This window comes from Mycobacterium sp. UM_Kg1, assembly GCF_000972925.1.
GTDB classification, from domain to species: domain Bacteria; phylum Actinomycetota; class Actinomycetes; order Mycobacteriales; family Mycobacteriaceae; genus Mycobacterium; species Mycobacterium hiberniae.
In genome coordinates, this window is record NZ_JRMK01000101.1 from 1 (window position 1) to 15961 (window position 15961).

The window sequence follows — 15961 nt, forward strand, 5'->3', positions numbered from 1 at the left end:
CGGGTCGCCGCCGATTCCGATGGCGGTGGAGAACCCGAAGTCCCGCAGCTCGAACATCATCTGGTAGGTCAAGGTGCCCGACTTGGACACCAGCCCGATCGGGCCGCTGCCGCTGATGTTGGCCGGGGTGATGCCGACCAGGCACTCGCCGGGGGTGATGATGCCCGGACAGTTCGGCCCGATGATGCGAGTCTTGGTGCCCTTGTCGACGTTGTAGGCCCACGCGTAGGCACTGTCCTGCACCGGGATGCCCTCGGTGATGACGACCAGCAGCGGAATCTCGGCGTCGATGGCCTCGATCATAGCGTCCTTGGCGAACTTCGGCGGCACGAACGCGATCGACACGTCGGCGCCGGTCTTCTCCATCGCCTCGGCCACGCTGCCGAACACCGGCAGCTCGACGTCGTTGCCGTCCTTGTCCTTGTGCCCGACCGTGGTGCCGGCCTTGCGGGCGTTGACCCCGCCGACGATCTGGGTGCCGGCGGCAAGCATCCGCGCGGTGTGCTTGGTGGCCTCGGCACCGGTGATGCCCTGGACGATGACCTTGCTGTCCTTGTTGACAAAGATCGACATGCTTACGCGTCCTTTCCAGCGTTGGCCAGCTCCGCGGCCTTGTCGGCGGCCTCGTCCATGGTGGGGACGACGGTCACCAGCGGGTGGTTGGCCTTGGCCAGGATCGCCCGGCCCTCCTCGACGTTGTTGCCGTCGAGACGCACCACGAGCGGCTTGGTCGCGGCGTCGCCGAGAATCTCCAGCGCCGACACGATGCCGTTGGCCACCGCGTCGCAGGCGGTGATTCCACCGAAGACGTTGACGAAGACGCTCTTGACCTGCGAGTCACCCAGGATGACGTCCAGACCGGCGGCCATCACCTCCGCGGAGGCGCCGCCGCCGATGTCGAGGAAGTTGGCCGGCTTCACGCCGCCGTGCTTCTCGCCGGCGTAGGCGGTGACGTCCAGCGTGGACATGACCAGGCCCGCACCGTTGCCGATGATGCCGACCTCGCCGTCGAGCTTGACGTAGTTCAGGTCGTGCTGCTTGGCCTTGATCTCCAGCGGGTCGGTGGCGTCGAGGTCGGCGAACTCGGCGTGGCCGGGCTGGCGGAACTCGGCGTTGCCGTCCAGGGTGACCTTGCCGTCCAGGGCCAGGATCTGGTCGTCCGGGGTGCGCACCAGCGGGTTGACCTCGACCAGGGTGGCGTCTTCGGCGACGAAGACCTCCCACAGCTTCTGAATCGTCACCGCGGCGGCGTCGAGCACCTCAGCGGGCAGGTGACCCTGCTCGGCGATCGAGCGGGCGAACGCCAGGTCGACGCCCTTGACCGCGTCGACGGGCACCTTGGCCAGCCGCTCCGGCTTGGTGGCGGCGACCTCTTCGATCTCCATGCCGCCCTCGACCGAGCACATGGCCAGGTAGGTGCGGTTGGAGCGGTCGAGCAGGAAGGAGATGTAGTACTCCTCGGCGATGTCGCTCGCCTCGGCCACCAGCAGCTTCTTGACGACGTGGCCCTTGATGTCGAGGCCGAGGATGTTCTGCGCATGCGTGAACGCGTCGTCCGGGGTGGCGGCGTACTTGACGCCACCGGCCTTGCCACGGCCGCCGACCTTGACCTGCGCCTTCACCATGACCGGCCGACCGATCTCGGTGGCGATGGCCTTGGCGTCCTCCGCCGAGGTGGTTACCCGGCCGGGGGTGGTGGGCACGTTGTGCTTGGCGAACAGCTCCTTCGCCTGATACTCGAAAAGATCCATGGGCTCACTGTCTTATTGCGGGTCGCCGGCAAGCCGGCGCTGTCGGATTGTCAGAAGATCTAGCTCCCGAGGCACTGTATCGACCCTGCGGCGAGGTTCCCTCCTCGCGTCCCACTGCTGTGGCACATCTCACCGCGGAAAAAACGTGATTAGGTTCACATTCCCGCGCGTATTTGACCGATAGCTTGCCAGGCTCCGACGGGAGTGGTTACGGTCACCAGGTCCAGCTGTTTATAACGTTCTGATCACGACCCAGAGGAATTTCCAGGCTGATGCAGCACGGTGTACCGATGCGTCCGGTTTACGGGGGACATGCTTCCCGTCGTCGAAACGGCGCGCGGTCTTCGGTGCCAGGCCCGGCCGAGGTCACCGACATCATTGCGTTCAACGAGTTCGACTGGCCCCCCGTAGCGCTTGACGACGACCCGTTCGATGAGATGTCCGACGTGCTGCTGGCCCCCGAACTGGACGACCTCACCGACACCGACAACATGCCTGTCCTGCGGCTCGTGATGCCCCCCGAGGGCTACCCCGACCAGGGCTATTACCACCCGGAGCAGGCCGCCCCCCGGCCCGCGCGTGGCGGCAGGCACCGCAGTCAGCCCACCAGTGCCGTCAAGAGCCGCGTCATGATCGCAGCCATGGCGGCCGGCGCTGCCGCCGCCGCCGCACACGCCGTCACCCACCCCTCCGGCGACCCCGTCGCGCGGCCCGCTGTGCTGGCGGCCAGCAAGACGGCCATCAACGACGGGACCACCACCACCTCCAGCCACGGCTTGCAGATGATCACGGTCAAAGCCGCCGCGAACGTCGTCGTGCACAACGAGGAGCTGGCCAAGGGGATGGCGTTCGCGCAGGAGCGCGCCGAGCGCGAGGCCCGGCTGCAGCGCCCGCTGTTCGTGGCACCCACCCAGGGCGCGTTCACGTCGAACTTCGGCTACCGCTGGGGTGTGCTGCACGCCGGTATCGACATCGCCAACGCGATCGGGACCCCGATCCTGGCGGCTTCGGACGGCGTGGTCATCGAGTCGGGCCCCAGCGGCGGCTACGGCATGCTCGTCAAGCTGCGCCACTCCGACGGCACCGTGACCCTCTACGGCCACATCAACCGGTCACTGGTCAGCGTCGGTGAGCGCGTGATGGCGGGCGACCAGATCGCCGAGATGGGCAACCGCGGTTACTCGACCGGCCCGCACCTGCACTTCGAGGTGCTGCAGAACGGCACCACCCGCATCGACCCGACCTCCTGGCTCGCCAAACGCGGGATCAATTTCGCCTAACCTGGAAGAGTGAGCGACCGCCACCAGCCCGCTGCCGGCGCGACCCCTGCTCCTCAACCTCCGACTGGTTCGCCCAGCCGCATCATCCGTCGGGCACCCACCGGTGCCTTTCCGATCGTGACCGGGGCGCAGCCGATACCGCCGGTGGCCCCGCCCGGACCGGCGCCGTTGTCCACGCGCTACCCCAGCTCAGCCGCCGCGATCGGCGCCTGCGTGCTGGCGTTGCTCAGCTGCTGGGCCACCTCGGTGGTGTCCACCGACCTCATCGCGAGCTGGTGGCAGACCGACCGGCTGTTCTGCGTCGCGGTCGGCTTCCTGACCCTGGTGTTCGGCGGCACCACGGTTTCCGGAGTGATCATGCTGCTGCTCCGGCGTCCGCTGGGCCGCTTGCTGATCACGGTCGGGATGGTGGTCGCCCTGTTGACGTTCGGGAGTCTGTTCCTGGCGGGAGCGCGGGTGCCGGCCATCGTGCACGTCATCCCGGTATTCCAGCTGGCCACCATCGCCGCGGCACTGCAGCCGGCCACCCGACGCTGGTTGTTCGGGATCTGAGGGTTGACCCGCGGGATTGTTGGCGGCGACCCGCTAAAGCTTGGTCACCGGGGCATGGTTGTGCATCAGCTTGACCCGCCCCGAGCTGCCGAAATCGATCAGTGACATGGCCGACTCGCCCACCCCCGAGACTTCCTCCACCCGGCCCAGGCCGTACTTGTCGTGCGACACCCGGTCCCCCGGCGCCAGGACCAGCAACGGCCGGTTGCCTGATCGGCTCGGCGCCGGCCGCGGCGTGCCGAACCGGCCGGCGCCGCTGACCGGTGCGCTCGGCGCGACGCTGGCCTCGGTGCGCCGCCAGTCGATGAGGTGCTGCGGGATCTCCCGCAGGAATCGCGATTCCGGGTTCAGCATCGGCTGGCCCCACGACGAGCGCACCTTGGCCCGGCTCAGGTACAGCCGTTGGCGCGCCCGGGTCAGACCGACGTAGGCCAGCCGGCGTTCCTCGGACAACTCGCGGGCATCCCCCAGCGAGCGCATGTGCGGGAACATGCCGTCCTCCCAGCCGACCACGAACACCACCGGGAACTCCAGCCCCTTGGCGGTGTGCAAGGTCATCAAGGTGACCATCCCGGCCCCGTGTTCGGGAATCTCGTCGGTGTCGGCGATCAGCGAAACCCGTTCCAAGAACGCCGCCAGCACACCGACATCGGGCACGTCCTCCTCGACGGTGCCGTCTTGTTCGGCGAGCGCGTTGGCCCGGTCGATGCTGAATTCGTGGGCAACGCTGACCAATTCGTTGATGTTGTCCAGCCGAGCCAGATCCTGCGGGTCGGTCGAGGCCTCCAGTTCCTTGCGGTAACCGGTCCGGTCGAGCACCAGCTCCACCAGCGAGCCCAGGTCGTCGTCGCAGGTGTTCAGATGCGCCCGCAACTCCTCGAGCATCGCGACGAAAGCGGCAATGGCGTTCTGCGAACGGCTGTTGAGCATCGGTACGGAGCCCTCGGCGGCGGCTGCCAGTGCGGCCGCGAATCCCACGCCGGTGTTCTCCGCATGCACCGCCACACACGCCTCCGCGCGGTCCCCGATACCCCGGCGGGGGGTGTTGAGAATGCGTCGCAGGCTCACCGCGTCGCCGGGGTTGTCCAGCACCCGCAGGTAGGCGATGATGTCGCGGATCTCTTTGCGTTCGTAGAAGCGCACACCGCCGACGACTTTGTACGGGATGCCGCTGCGGATGAACACCTCTTCCAGCGACCGCGACGAGTTGTTGGTGCGGTAGAACACCGCCACGTCGCTGTAGTTGACCGTGCCGGCCTCGGTCAGGGCGTCGATCTCCTGCGCGACGAACCGCGCCTCGTCATGCTCGTTGTCGGCAACGTAACCGACGATCAGTTCGCCGTCGCCGGCGTCAGTCCACAGTCGCTTCTCCCGGCGCCCGGAGTTGCAGGCGATCAGCGCGTTGGCCGCCGAGAGAATGTTCTGCGTGGAGCGGTAATTCTGCTCCAGCAGGATGGTGGTCGCGTCGGGATAGTCGCGTTCGAAATCCTCGATGTTGCGGATGGTGGCGCCGCGGAAGGCGTAGATCGACTGATCGGCGTCACCGACCACGCACAGTTCGGCGGGCGGCAGTTCGGAGTTGCCCTCACCGGCCTGCGGTCCGTGGCCGGCGAGCTCGCGCACCAACATGTACTGGGCATGGTTGGTGTCCTGATACTCGTCGACCAGGATGTGCCGGAACCTGCGGCGATAGTGCTGGGCGATCTCCGGGAAGGCCTGCAGTATTGCGACCGTCTCTCCGATGAGGTCATCGAAGTCCAGGGCGTTGGCCGAACGCAGCCGACGCTGGTACTCGGCGTAGACGGCGGCCACCACCCGGCTCAGTTCGTCGGAATCCTCGGTGAGGTCGGCCAGCGCCCGGTCCGGGTCGATCAATTCGTTCTTCAGGTTGGAGATGGCATTGGCCAGCAGTCGCGGCGAGTGCCGTTTGACGTCGAGGCCCATGTCGCGGCCGATCATCAGCAGCAGCCGCCGCGAGTCGTCGGCGTCATAGATCGAGAAGTTGGAGTTCAGGCCGGGGACCACCGAGGCCTGGTTGCGCAGGATCCGCACGCAGGTGGAGTGGAACGTCGACACCCACATCACCCGGGCCCGGGGGCCCACCAGGCTCGACACCCGCTCGCGCATCTCGGCGGCGGCCTTATTGGTGAAGGTGATGGCCAGGATCTGTCCCACCCCGACGTCCCGGGCGGCCAGCAGGTAGGCGATACGCCGGGTCAGCACCGCCGTCTTGCCCGAACCTGCTCCTGCCACGATCAGCAGCGGAGAGCCCTCGTGCAACACGGCCCGGCGCTGCTGCGGGTTGAGGCCCTCGAGGAGATGGTCGGTGTGCGGACTGGCGTGCAAGGTCATAGCGTCCCCCAACGTACCGCCGCCGGGCGACAGTCTTTGCGCTGGCACTGCCGTTAGTGGCACACTCGGTTCGTGCTCGACACGCGGCGTCGATTTTTCTACGGGTACCGAACAGCGGTGCCCGTGGTTTAAGCGCAACGCCTGCGCCCCGCGGTCCGCTTCGCCGGCCCGGGGCTCGTCTGTTGTGTGAGGCCGGATCGCCGAATGGGACCAGAAACCACCCAACAGCGAGAACCTGGAGTCCTGATCATGTCTGCCCAATCCCAACAGCTGCCCGACATCGAGGAACTGCGCCACGAGATCGACCGGCTCGACGCCGAGATCCTGGCCGCGGTCAAGCGCCGCACCGCCGTGGCCCAGGAGATCGGCAAACTCCGGATGGCCTCCGGCGGTACCCGGCTGGTGCACAGCCGGGAGATGAAGGTGCTGGAGCGCTACAGCGAACTCGGTGAGGACGGCAAGGACCTGGCCATGCTGCTGCTGCGGTTGGGCCGCGGCCGGCTCGGCCACTAGACCCGCGCCCGGCTCCGCCGCGCCAGCGGTCGCCGCGGGAACCTCCGCCGACCCGCCGCGCCCGGCTCCGCCGCGCCAGCGGTCGCCGCGGGAACCTCCGGCGACCCGCCGCGCCCGGCTCCGCCGCGCCAGCGGTCGCCGCGGGAACCTCCGGCGACCCGCCGCGCCCGGCTCCGCCGCGCTAGCGGTCGCCGCTAATGTCGGAGAATGAGCTCCGTCCAGCAGATCGCCGACATCTCTGCCACCCCGGCCTGGGACGCGTTGCGCAAGCACCATCGGCAGATCGGCGAGACGCACCTGCGGCAGTTCTTCGCCGACGATCCCGACCGTGGCACCACATTCACCGTGACCGTGGGCGACCTCTACATCGACTACAGCAAGAACCGGATCACCGGCGAGACCATCCGGCTGCTGCTCGAGCTGGCCCGCACGGCCGGCCTGGAGGACCGGCGCGACGCGATGTTCGCCGGAGAACACATCAACACCTCCGAGGACCGGGCCGTGCTGCACACCGCCCTGCGGCTGCCGCGTGACGCCGCGCTGAGCGTCGACGGCCAGGATGTGGTGGCCGACGTCCACGCAGTGTTGGACGCCATGGCCGATTTCACCGATCGGCTGCGCAGCGGCGCATGGACCGGCGCCACCGGCGAACGCATCCGCACCGTCGTCAACATCGGCATCGGTGGCTCCGACCTTGGTCCCGTCATGGTCGACCGGGCGCTGCGGCACTATGCCGACGCCGGTATCTCGGCCCGCTTCGTCTCCAATGTCGACCCGGCTGACCTGACCGCGAAGCTGGCCGGCCTGGACCCCGCCAGCACGCTGTTCATCGTCGCCTCCAAGACATTCTCGACACTAGAGACCCTGACCAACGCCACCGCGGCCCGGCGCTGGCTCACCGACGCGCTCGGCGACGACGCCGTCGCCCGGCACTTCGTGGCGGTCTCCACCCACGAGGCGCGGGTCGCAGAGTTCGGCATCGACACCGCCAACATGTTCGGCTTCTGGGACTGGGTCGGTGGACGGTACTCAGTGGATTCGGCGATAGGACTGTCAGTGATGGCGGTGATCGGCCGGGAGCGCTTCGCCGAGTTCCTGTCGGGCTTTCATATCGTGGACGAACATTTCCGCACTGCGCCACTGGAATCCAATGCGCCGGTGCTGCTGGGACTGATCGCGTTGTGGTACTCCAACTTCTTCGGCGCACAGTCTCGCGCCGTGCTGCCCTACTCCAACGACCTGGACCGCTTCGCCGCCTACCTGCAGCAGCTCACCATGGAGTCCAATGGCAAGTCGACCCGGGCGGACGGCACACCGGTCAGCACCGATACCGGTGAAATCTATTGGGGCGAGCCGGGAACCAACGGCCAGCACGCGTTCTACCAATTGCTGCACCAGGGGACCCGTCTGGTGCCGGCCGACTTCATCGGCTTCTCGCAACCCGTCGACGACTTAGCCACCGCAGACGGGTCGGGCAGCATGCACGACCTGTTGATGAGCAACTTCTTCGCCCAAACCCAGGTGCTGGCCTTCGGCAAGAGCGCGCAGGAGATCGCCGCCGAGGGAACCCCCGCAGATGTCGTCCCGCACAAGGTTATGCCGGGCAATCGGCCCACCACCTCGATCCTGGCGACCCGACTGACCCCGTCGGTGCTGGGCCAGCTGATCGCGCTTTACGAGCATCAGGTGTTCACCGAGGGCGTGGTGTGGGGCATCGATTCGTTCGACCAGTGGGGTGTGGAGCTGGGCAAGACGCAGGCCAAGGCACTGCTTCCGGTGATCACCGGCGACGCCGCCCCGCAGCGGCAAACCGACAGTTCTACGGACGCCCTGGTGCGCCGCTACCGCGCGGCGCGCGGTCGCGCTACCTAGGGCGGTCTCGCGGCTTTCCCTCACCGTGACTTTTTCGGCGGGCCGCCGGTGCCGGTGCGTCCGGGTCCGCGGCCGCCTCCGCGCCCGGAGGGGCTCTGCGCGCCGCGGTCGGTGCGCGTCACCGCGGCATGAGGCCGGACGCTCCACCGCCCGCGCAAGTCCAGCCGCGGCGAATATGCACCTGGTGACGGCGATTTCCCGCAGGGCCGGCGCAGTCGGCGCTGAGCCCGCCGCCGCACCCCCGCGCCAAGATGCCTTGCTCACGGGGTTACCGGCTGAGGCCTCCGCAGCGGCGCGCGCCGACCGGCACCGGTTGGCCCTCGCCCGATGACACATCGCAACACGATAAAGATTCCCGCATCGACGTTTCTTTAAGCTACGCCGCATGCAGCTGCCAACCCCGGCTCGGCGACGCGTCTCGATGGCGTTGGTTCGCCAGCGCAATGCCGTCCGCGGCGGCGCCGGGCGTGGCCTGCGCTGTTGTCGCTGACTCTTCCGCCACCAGCTCATTCTCGGTCGTCACCACCTTCGGTGACCGATGCCGAATCACAGGTATTGGTATGGGGAGGCCAGCCATGCATTCTTCGTTCGGGTTCACCCGATGACGGTCGTCACCGCGCTGAAGCCGGCACAGCACATCCCGGCCACCTCGCCGGGCCCCAACGTCGCGGTGCCCGTTACGGGCCCCGCGGGTGGCCGAGGTGTGGTGACACCGCTTCGCATCGGCGTGACGACGCTGTGGCTGTCGGTGATCGTGCTCCTGCCGTTGCTCGCCATCGCCTGGAAGGCGGGCGGTAAGGGGTGGCAGGGCTTCCAGCTGGCCGTCACCTCCCACGCGGCCCTCGAATCGTTCCGCGTCACACTCACGATCTCAGTGCTGGTGACGGCGCTGGACATGGTGTTCGGTCTGGCGACCGCCTGGGTGTTGGTGCGCGACGACTTCGCCGGAAAGGGCGTGATCGACGCGCTGATCGACCTGCCTTTCGCGCTGCCGACCATCGTCACCAGCCTGGTGATGCTCGCCCTGTACGGCAACTCCAGCCCGATCGGCATTCATCTGCAGCACACGCCACCCGGAGTGGCGATGGCGCTGGCCTTCGTCACGCTGCCGCTGGTCGTCCGCGCCGTTCAACCGGTGCTGCTGGAGATCGATCGCGATGTTGAGGAAGCCGCCGCGGCACTGGGCGCCTCGCGCCTCACCGCGTTCACGACGGTCGTGCTGCCTTCGCTGCAGCCGGCGCTGCTGACCGGTGCCGGACTCGCGTTCTCGCGGTGTGTCGCCGAGTTCGGTTCGGTGGTGACGATCGGCGGCGCGGTGCCGGGCAAGACCGAAGTTTCCTCGCAGTGGATCCGTGCGCTGGTCGAAAACGACGACCACACCAGTGCTGCGGCAATATCGATCGTGTTGTTGGCGATCTCGTTCGCCGTGCTGGTGCTTCTGCGGACGGTGGGCGGGCGGGCGGCCAAGCGCGAGGAGGAGGCGCAGTGACGTCCCAGCTGGAGCCGCGTCACCTGCTGCGCGCCACCGTCTTGACCTATGTCGGCGTGATGCTGATCGCTCCGGTGTCGGTGATTCTCTACCGAACGTTCCAGCCCGGGCTGGGGCATTTTTGGGCCTGGGTGAGCACTCCGGCGGCCGTTTCGGCGCTGAAACTGTCGCTGCTTCTGGCGCTTATCGTGGTGCCGCTGAATGCCCTTTTCGGCGTATCGACGGCGATCCTGCTGGTGCGCAACCGGTTTCGTGGGCGCTCCATACTTCAGGCGATCCTCGACCTGCCCTTCGCGGTCTCCCCCATCATCGTCGGTGTCGCGCTGATCGCATTGTGGGGATCATCGGGGGCCCTGGGTTTCGTCGAGAACAACCTCGGATTCAAGATCATCTTCGGGCTGCCCGGCATGGTCCTGGCGAGCATCTTCGTCACACTGCCGTTCGTGGTGCGCGAGGTCCAGCCGGTGCTCATGGAGGTCGGAGTCGAACAGGAGCAGGCCGCCGCAACACTGGGATCCACCGCATGGCAGACGCTTTGGCGGGTCACCCTGCCATCGATCCGCTGGGGTTTGACCTACGGCATTGTGCTGACCACCGCTCGCACCCTCGGCGAGTTCGGCGCGGTCATCATGGTCTCATCGAACCTGCCGGGACAGTCTCAGACCCTGACGTTGCTGGCCAACGACCGCTACCACCGCGGGGCCGAGTATGGCGCCTACGCGGTGTCCACCTTGCTGATGGGTGTCGCGGTGGCGTTCCTGGTCGCCAAGGCGGCCCTGCTGCTCTACCGCAGGAGAACCAAAGCCCTGGAGCTGGCCACCCACTGAAGCGGAGTTGCGGCGCGACAGATCAGGCGAAGCGGTCGGTGTAGCGCGGCGGCAGCCTGCGCAACAGCCACACCAGCGGAACCCACGGCCAGGCCGGAACAACAGCCCGGCCGGTTTCACGTTCGATGGCGCGCACCATGGCCTTGACCCCGGATTCGTTGTCCACCATCAGCGGGGTGGACGCCGTCTTGGCGGTCATCTCCGATTCGATGTAGCCCGGTTCCAGCACGGTGACCTTGATCGGGCCCTTCGCATACTCCGCGCGCAGCGACTCGCCCAGCGACGACACCCCGGCCTTGCTGGCGGCGTAGGCCGCCTTCACGCCCGGAACACCCTTGTTGCCCAACACCGAGGAGATCAGCACCAGATGGCCGCCGCCGGCGGATTTGAACATCTCGAGCGCAGTCTCGATCTGCACCAGCGCGGCGACCAGGTTCGTCTCGATGGTCGCCTTGTTGGCCCACAGCTTGCCCGAGCCGAGCCGGGCCCCCTTGCCGATACCGGCATTGACGATGACCCGGTCGATTCCACCCAGTTCCGCGGCGAACTGCCCGAAAACCTTCGGGATTTCGTCGTGGTCGTTCACGTCGAGCGCGGCCACCGCCACGGTGATTCCCGGGAACTGCGCTGTCAGTTCGGCTTTGAGTTCTTCGAGCCGTTCGGTCCGGCGGGCGCACAGGGCGAGGTCACGTCCCTGCGCGGCGAAGGCGCGGGCCATGCCTGCTCCCAGTCCTGAACTGGCACCGGTGATGAGGATTCTCTGACGGGTCACCAGGGCAGCTTAGCGGCGGTCTTCGCCCTTCGAAAAATGTCGCGCCCCTATTTGAGCAGCCGGGACATCCGCCGGTCGGCCAGCACTTTTCCGCCGGTTTGGCAGGTCGGGCAATACTGAAATGACTTATCGGCAAAAGATATTTCCCGAACCGTATCGGCGCAGACCGGGCACGGCAGACCCGTTCGGGCGTGCACCCGCAGACCAGAGCGCTTTTCGCCCTTCAACGTGGCGGCCTGCTGCCCCACTGACCGCGCCACGGCATCGGCCAGCACCGCGTGCATGGCCTCGTACAGTGCGGCCAGCTGATCGGTCGACAGTTTGCCGGCGGTGGCAAAAGGTGACAGCCGCGCGGTATGCAGGATCTCGTCGCTGTAAGCGTTGCCGATCCCGGCGATCACCTTCTGATCGGTGAGGACGTTTTTGATGCGGCCGGTTTGGCCGGCCAGTAGCCGAGCGAGCTCCTCGGCGTCGATCGCCAGCGCATCCGGCCCCAGGGAGGCGATACCCGGAACCTTCGCCGGATCGTCGACCAGCCAGACCGCCAGCCGCTTCTGCGTGCCGGCCTCGGTCAGGTCGAAACCGGGGGCCTGCCCCGGGACACCCAGGTGCACCCGCAACGCTATCGGCCCCTTACCCGGCCGCAGCGGGGCAGCCGCCAACTGATCCGACCAGCGCAGCCACCCTGCCCGCGACAGATGCGCGATGAGGAACAGCTGCCCGGCCTGCAGCCCGAGGTACTTGCCCCACCGGTGCGCTGCGGTCACCTGCCGGCCGTGCAACGCTGACGGCGGCGGGTCGAAGGTCTTGAGCACCGACAGCGCCGCCACATCGATCCGGCCGATGCCGTTGCCGACGGCGTGCCGGCGCAGATGGTCGGCGAGCGCTTCGACCTCGGGCAGCTCCGGCATGCTGTCGAGTCTGCCCGGAACTACCTGGAGATGCGTCCCGGGTTGCGCACCACCAGCGACAAGACCCAGCCCACCAGGGACAACACGATCGCCGCCCAGATGGCGTCCCACCAGAAGTCGGCGATGTAGAGGCCCCAGTGTTTGGCGGTCTTGTCGGTGATCCACGCGGTGATCCACAGCATCAGGGCGTTGACCACGACGTGGAAAAGGCCCAGCGTGACGATGTAGAGCGGGATGGACAGCAGCTGGACCACCGGCTTGATGAACGCGTTGACCAGGCCGAAGATCAGGGCGACCACGAAGATGATGCCCACTTTTTGCGCCGTGGTGTCACCACCGACGAACTCGATGCCGGGAACGATCTGCGTGACGATCCACAAGGCGAGGCCGGTCAGCGCGGCGCGGAGCAGGAAGGGGCCCATGCGCAGATCTTGCCATGGCACGGGCTCCGCAGACCGGGCTTCGCCGAAGGTGCGGCCGCGCAGCACAGGCGGCTAGATAGAACTCGGTCCCAGCGCCGCCAGAGCCGGGCTCTCGGCGGCGCACAGCCACCACGGCACGAACCGCCGGTATCCGGTACCGGCGGTATTGACATCTCGGACCGCGACTTCTAGCTTGAGGTTTCGGAGCGAGAGGGGAATGCGTCATGACCACTACCGTGCGACCGAGCGGACCGACCCGGGAGGAATTCGCCGAACGCCTCCTGAAGGGCTCGGTGAAGAAGTCCTACGCCCCGGTGGTCGACATCGACTGGGACGCACCGCTGGAGGCCGACAAGTACTTCCTGCCGCCCCGGATGTGCACGCTCTACGGCACCGCCCTGTGGGATGCGATGACTCGCGAACAACAGATCGAGATGTCGCGCCAGGAGCTGGTCAACGTCCTGTCGGCCGGCATCTGGTTTGAGAACATCCTCAACCAGGCCCTGCTGCGCGACATGATGCACAAGAACCCCACCGCACCCAGCACCCACTACTCGCTGACCGAACTGGGCGACGAGACCCGCCACATGCTGATGTTCGGCAAAACCATCGACCGGATCGGCGGCGTGCCGGTACGGCCGCGACTGCACGAGCGCATCGTGATCAACGCGCTGCCCTTCCTGTTTCGCGGCCCCATTTTGTGGGGAGCCGCGCTGGTGGGCGAAGAGATCTTCGACGCGCTGCAGCGCCAGATCCTCGACGACCCGGACCTGCAGCCGATCGTGCGGCGGGTGATGCGCATCCATGTGACCGAGGAGGCCCGCCACATCCAGTACGCCCGCGACGGGCTGCGGCGCACCGTGCCGGGCATGCCTCGTTACCGGCGCATGCTGCTGGCCAACCTGCAGGGCGTCGGCGGCCCGTTCTACCGGCATCTGTTCACGCTGCCGGTCGTCTACAGCCGGGCCGGGCTCAACGGTCGCGAAGCCCGCCGGGTGGCGCGCGCAAACCCGCACTTTCATGCGGCATCCCGCACTTCGTTCGCGCCGCTGGCCGCATTCTTCACCGAAGTCGGACTGATGGGCGGGCTGGCCCGGCGAATGTGGCGGCGGGCCGGATTCCTGTGAGCCACGACCAGCTCATCGACGTGCTGGTACTGGGTGACCCGGCGCCCCTGCACGGGCTGATCGAGGGCGCCCGCGCCATCGACCCGGCGCACACCAGATTCGACAGCGGCACCGACACCTGGACCGTGACCACCGTCGACGGCGAGACGCTGAAAGCACGGGTGCTGATCGACACCGCTGCCGCAGCCGACGGGGTCGTCGCCCGGCACGGCTTCCCGAACCGGTTCCAGATTCCCGGCCCGCACACTCGCCGGCAGACCCGGTACGTGGCCCGCCTCCTTGAGGGGATGCGGCGCAGCGGAGCCAGCCGCATCGAGTCGCGCGCTGCCCGGCTGCGGGTACACCGGCTGCTGCCGACCCGGGGACTGTCCCGGTTCTACCTCACCGGTTCGGTGAGCGCCGACGAGGAAATCTATGACGGTCCGGCGGTGCTGACGCACGTCGGCGCCGAATACCCGACCCGCGTGCACCTGAGCGGACACTTCGATCCGATCGACGGCCAATACCACTGGCAGGGAATGTTTTACGCCGATATTCCCGGCACCGGCGTCACCGGCTCGCCGGTCAGCATCCGGATCGGCGAACACGCCGCGCAGGGCCGCATCTGCGAGCGGACCCCGTGGGGCACGCTGACAGTGCTCGGCGCTGCCGGTTTCCCCCCGTTCCCTCTCGAGGATGTCCAGATCGCGACAGCGCCGCAAAGGTAACCGGTCCCCACCCGGTCAGACCGGGGCGTCTGCTATGCAGAGAGCTGCGTCCAGACCATCCGAAACCGAGGAGACGACGTGCGGTTCACCTATGCCGAAGCGATGACCGACCCGAGCTACTACATCCCGCTCGCCAAGGCCGCTGAGGCCGCCGGGTACCACAGCATGACAATTCCCGACAGCATCGCCTACCCGTTCGAATCGGACTCCACCTACCCCTACACCCCTGACGGCAACCGGGAATTCCTTGACGGCAAGGCCTTCATCGAGACCTTCGTCTTGATCGCAGCGCTGGGCGCGGTCACTTCCACGCTGCGGTTCACCCCCTTCGTGGTGAAGTTGCCCATCCGTCCCCCGGCCCTGGTGGCCAAGCAGGCCGGATCACTGGCCGCCATGATCAACAACCGGCTGGCCCTGGGCGTGGGCACCAGCCCGTGGCCCGAGGACTACGAATTGATGGGAGTTCCATTCGCCCGGCGCGGCAAGCGCATGGACGAGTGCATCGAAATCATCAAGGGCCTTACCACGGGTGACTACTTCGAGTTCCACGGCGAGTTCTACGACATCCCGAAAACCAAGATGCCCCCCGCGCCCACCCAGCCGATCCCGATTCTGATCGGTGGCCACGCCGACGCCGCGCTGCGCCGCGCGGCCCGCAACGACGGCTGGATGCACGGCGGCGGCGACCCCGCCGAACTCGATCAGCTGATCACCCGGCTCAAGCAGCTGCGGGATGAGGAGGGCCGCACCGGCCCGTTCGAGATCCACGTGATCTCGGTCGACGGATTCACCCTCGACGGCATCAAACGCCTGGAAGACAAGGGCGTCACCGATGTCATCGTGGGCTTTCGGGTTCCCTACATCCTGGGGCCCGACACCGAGCCGCTGGAGAACAAAATCCGCAACCTGGAGCGGTTCGCCGAGCACGTGATCGCCAAGGCCGGGTGACCCCGGTCACATACCGGTCCACCAGCCGCTCACATCACCGCTTCTGTCAGGCCGATCGGGATAGAACCGGGCATCCGGGGCGTTGAACAAAACGTGCCCGCACCCTCCTGCGGGTACTGCAGTTCTCTTCGACCTGCAGGGGGTGTTGTCGACATGACGCAACAGAGGTATCTGCCCGCCGCACCTGTGCCCGGCCATCTGGAGCGCCAGCGGCTTGTTCGCCTGCTTCGCGCCGCTGCGTCCAGGGCCGGGCAGAGCGATGCTCGACGCCAGTGGATTCGGGCTGCGACGCAGTGCTGACCAAACCGCGCCTTTTCCGCGGCGCCCTTGCGTCGCGCTAAGCAGCTCATTTACCTTTCTCAGACAGGCTTCAGAAATCTGGTTGTCCGTGAGAAGGGTTGGTCGCGATGTCTCGTCGCCGCAGCACGGTTGTGGGCA

At 67.2% G+C, this 15961-nt stretch carries 14 protein-coding genes and 2 pseudogenes; 9 read left to right on the forward strand and 7 right to left on the reverse strand.

The annotated features are described in order from the left end of the window. Nucleotides 1–573, reverse strand: a pseudogene (locus LI92_RS15250) (succinate--CoA ligase subunit alpha); the annotation flags it as partial. Nucleotides 574–575: 2 nt separating this feature from the next. Continuing rightward, a complete protein-coding gene (gene sucC, locus LI92_RS15255) occupies nt 576–1751 on the reverse strand; it encodes an ADP-forming succinate--CoA ligase subunit beta (RefSeq protein WP_046320253.1) in 1176 nt (391 codons plus the stop codon). A gap of 272 nt (nt 1752–2023) precedes the next feature. On the opposite strand from sucC, the gene LI92_RS15260 reads away from it, so the two are divergent. Together LI92_RS15260 and LI92_RS15265 are read left to right on the forward strand one after the other, a co-directional pair. Then, nucleotides 2024–3031 (forward strand): M23 family metallopeptidase, encoded by a 1008-nt coding sequence (locus LI92_RS15260; RefSeq protein ID WP_082109738.1) that lies wholly within the window; start codon nt 2024–2026, stop codon nt 3029–3031. Nucleotides 3032–3040: 9 nt separating this feature from the next. After that, nucleotides 3041–3583 carry a hypothetical protein gene (locus LI92_RS15265; RefSeq protein WP_046320255.1) on the forward strand — a complete coding sequence of 181 codons (543 nt, stop codon included), beginning with the start codon at nt 3041–3043 and terminating at the stop codon, nt 3581–3583. Between the two features lie 33 nt (nt 3584–3616). On the opposite strand, the gene pcrA is transcribed toward LI92_RS15265, so the two are convergent. Next, on the reverse strand, nt 3617–5935 hold the full coding sequence (gene pcrA, locus LI92_RS15270) for a DNA helicase PcrA (RefSeq protein ID WP_046320257.1): 2319 nt from the start codon (nt 5933–5935) through the stop codon (nt 3617–3619). A 249-nt stretch (nt 5936–6184) separates the two neighbouring features. Here pcrA and LI92_RS15275 point away from each other — a divergent pair, with 249 nt between their 5' ends. The 4 genes from LI92_RS15275 to cysW all read left to right on the forward strand — a co-directional run bounded on the left by LI92_RS15275 (nt 6185) and on the right by cysW (nt 10636). Further along, entirely contained in the window at nt 6185–6448 is a 264-nt protein-coding gene (locus LI92_RS15275) for a chorismate mutase (RefSeq protein ID WP_046320259.1), read from the forward strand. 207 nt (nt 6449–6655) lie between these two features. Further along, nucleotides 6656–8320 carry a glucose-6-phosphate isomerase gene (gene pgi / locus LI92_RS15280; RefSeq protein WP_046320261.1) on the forward strand — a complete coding sequence of 555 codons (1665 nt, stop codon included), beginning with the start codon at nt 6656–6658 and terminating at the stop codon, nt 8318–8320. Between the two features lie 637 nt (nt 8321–8957). Further along, on the forward strand, nt 8958–9809 hold the full coding sequence (gene cysT, locus LI92_RS15285) for a sulfate ABC transporter permease subunit CysT (RefSeq protein WP_046320273.1): 852 nt from the start codon (nt 8958–8960) through the stop codon (nt 9807–9809). Next, a complete protein-coding gene (cysW, locus tag LI92_RS15290) occupies nt 9806–10636 on the forward strand; it encodes a sulfate ABC transporter permease subunit CysW (protein ID WP_046320263.1) in 831 nt (276 codons plus the stop codon). The genes cysT and cysW overlap by 4 nt, the downstream gene beginning before the upstream one ends. A 22-nt stretch (nt 10637–10658) precedes the next feature. On the opposite strand, the gene LI92_RS15295 is transcribed toward cysW, so the two are convergent. The 4 genes and pseudogenes from LI92_RS15295 to LI92_RS15305 form a co-directional block, all read right to left on the reverse strand. Continuing rightward, entirely contained in the window at nt 10659–11408 is a 750-nt protein-coding gene (locus tag LI92_RS15295; protein ID WP_046320264.1) for an SDR family oxidoreductase, read from the reverse strand. A gap of 47 nt (nt 11409–11455) precedes the next feature. Continuing rightward, nucleotides 11456–11914 (reverse strand): zinc finger domain-containing protein, encoded by a 459-nt coding sequence (locus LI92_RS24370; protein ID WP_286135124.1) that lies wholly within the window; start codon nt 11912–11914, stop codon nt 11456–11458. A gap of 168 nt (nt 11915–12082) precedes the next feature. Continuing rightward, a pseudogene (locus LI92_RS24375) lies at nt 12083–12319 on the reverse strand (DNA-formamidopyrimidine glycosylase family protein); the annotation flags it as partial. A 20-nt stretch (nt 12320–12339) separates the two neighbouring features. After that, nucleotides 12340–12741: a phage holin family protein gene (locus LI92_RS15305; RefSeq protein ID WP_046320275.1), complete on the reverse strand. Its 402-nt coding sequence runs from the start codon at nt 12739–12741 to the stop codon at nt 12340–12342. Nucleotides 12742–12965: 224 nt separating this feature from the next. On the opposite strand from LI92_RS15305, the gene LI92_RS15310 reads away from it, so the two are divergent. The 3 genes from LI92_RS15310 (at nt 12966) to LI92_RS15320 (ending at nt 15523) form a co-directional block, all read left to right on the forward strand. Further along, on the forward strand, nt 12966–13868 hold the full coding sequence (locus LI92_RS15310) for an AurF N-oxygenase family protein (protein ID WP_046320267.1): 903 nt from the start codon (nt 12966–12968) through the stop codon (nt 13866–13868). Next, the gene (locus LI92_RS15315; RefSeq protein WP_046320276.1) at nt 13865–14575 is read left to right on the forward strand and encodes a DUF4873 domain-containing protein; all 711 of its coding nucleotides are present in this window, start codon (nt 13865–13867) and stop codon (nt 14573–14575) included. The genes LI92_RS15310 and LI92_RS15315 overlap by 4 nt, the downstream gene beginning before the upstream one ends. A 78-nt stretch (nt 14576–14653) precedes the next feature. Continuing rightward, a complete protein-coding gene (locus tag LI92_RS15320) occupies nt 14654–15523 on the forward strand; it encodes a TIGR03619 family F420-dependent LLM class oxidoreductase (RefSeq protein WP_046320268.1) in 870 nt (289 codons plus the stop codon). Nucleotides 15524–15961 lie beyond the last annotated feature (438 nt).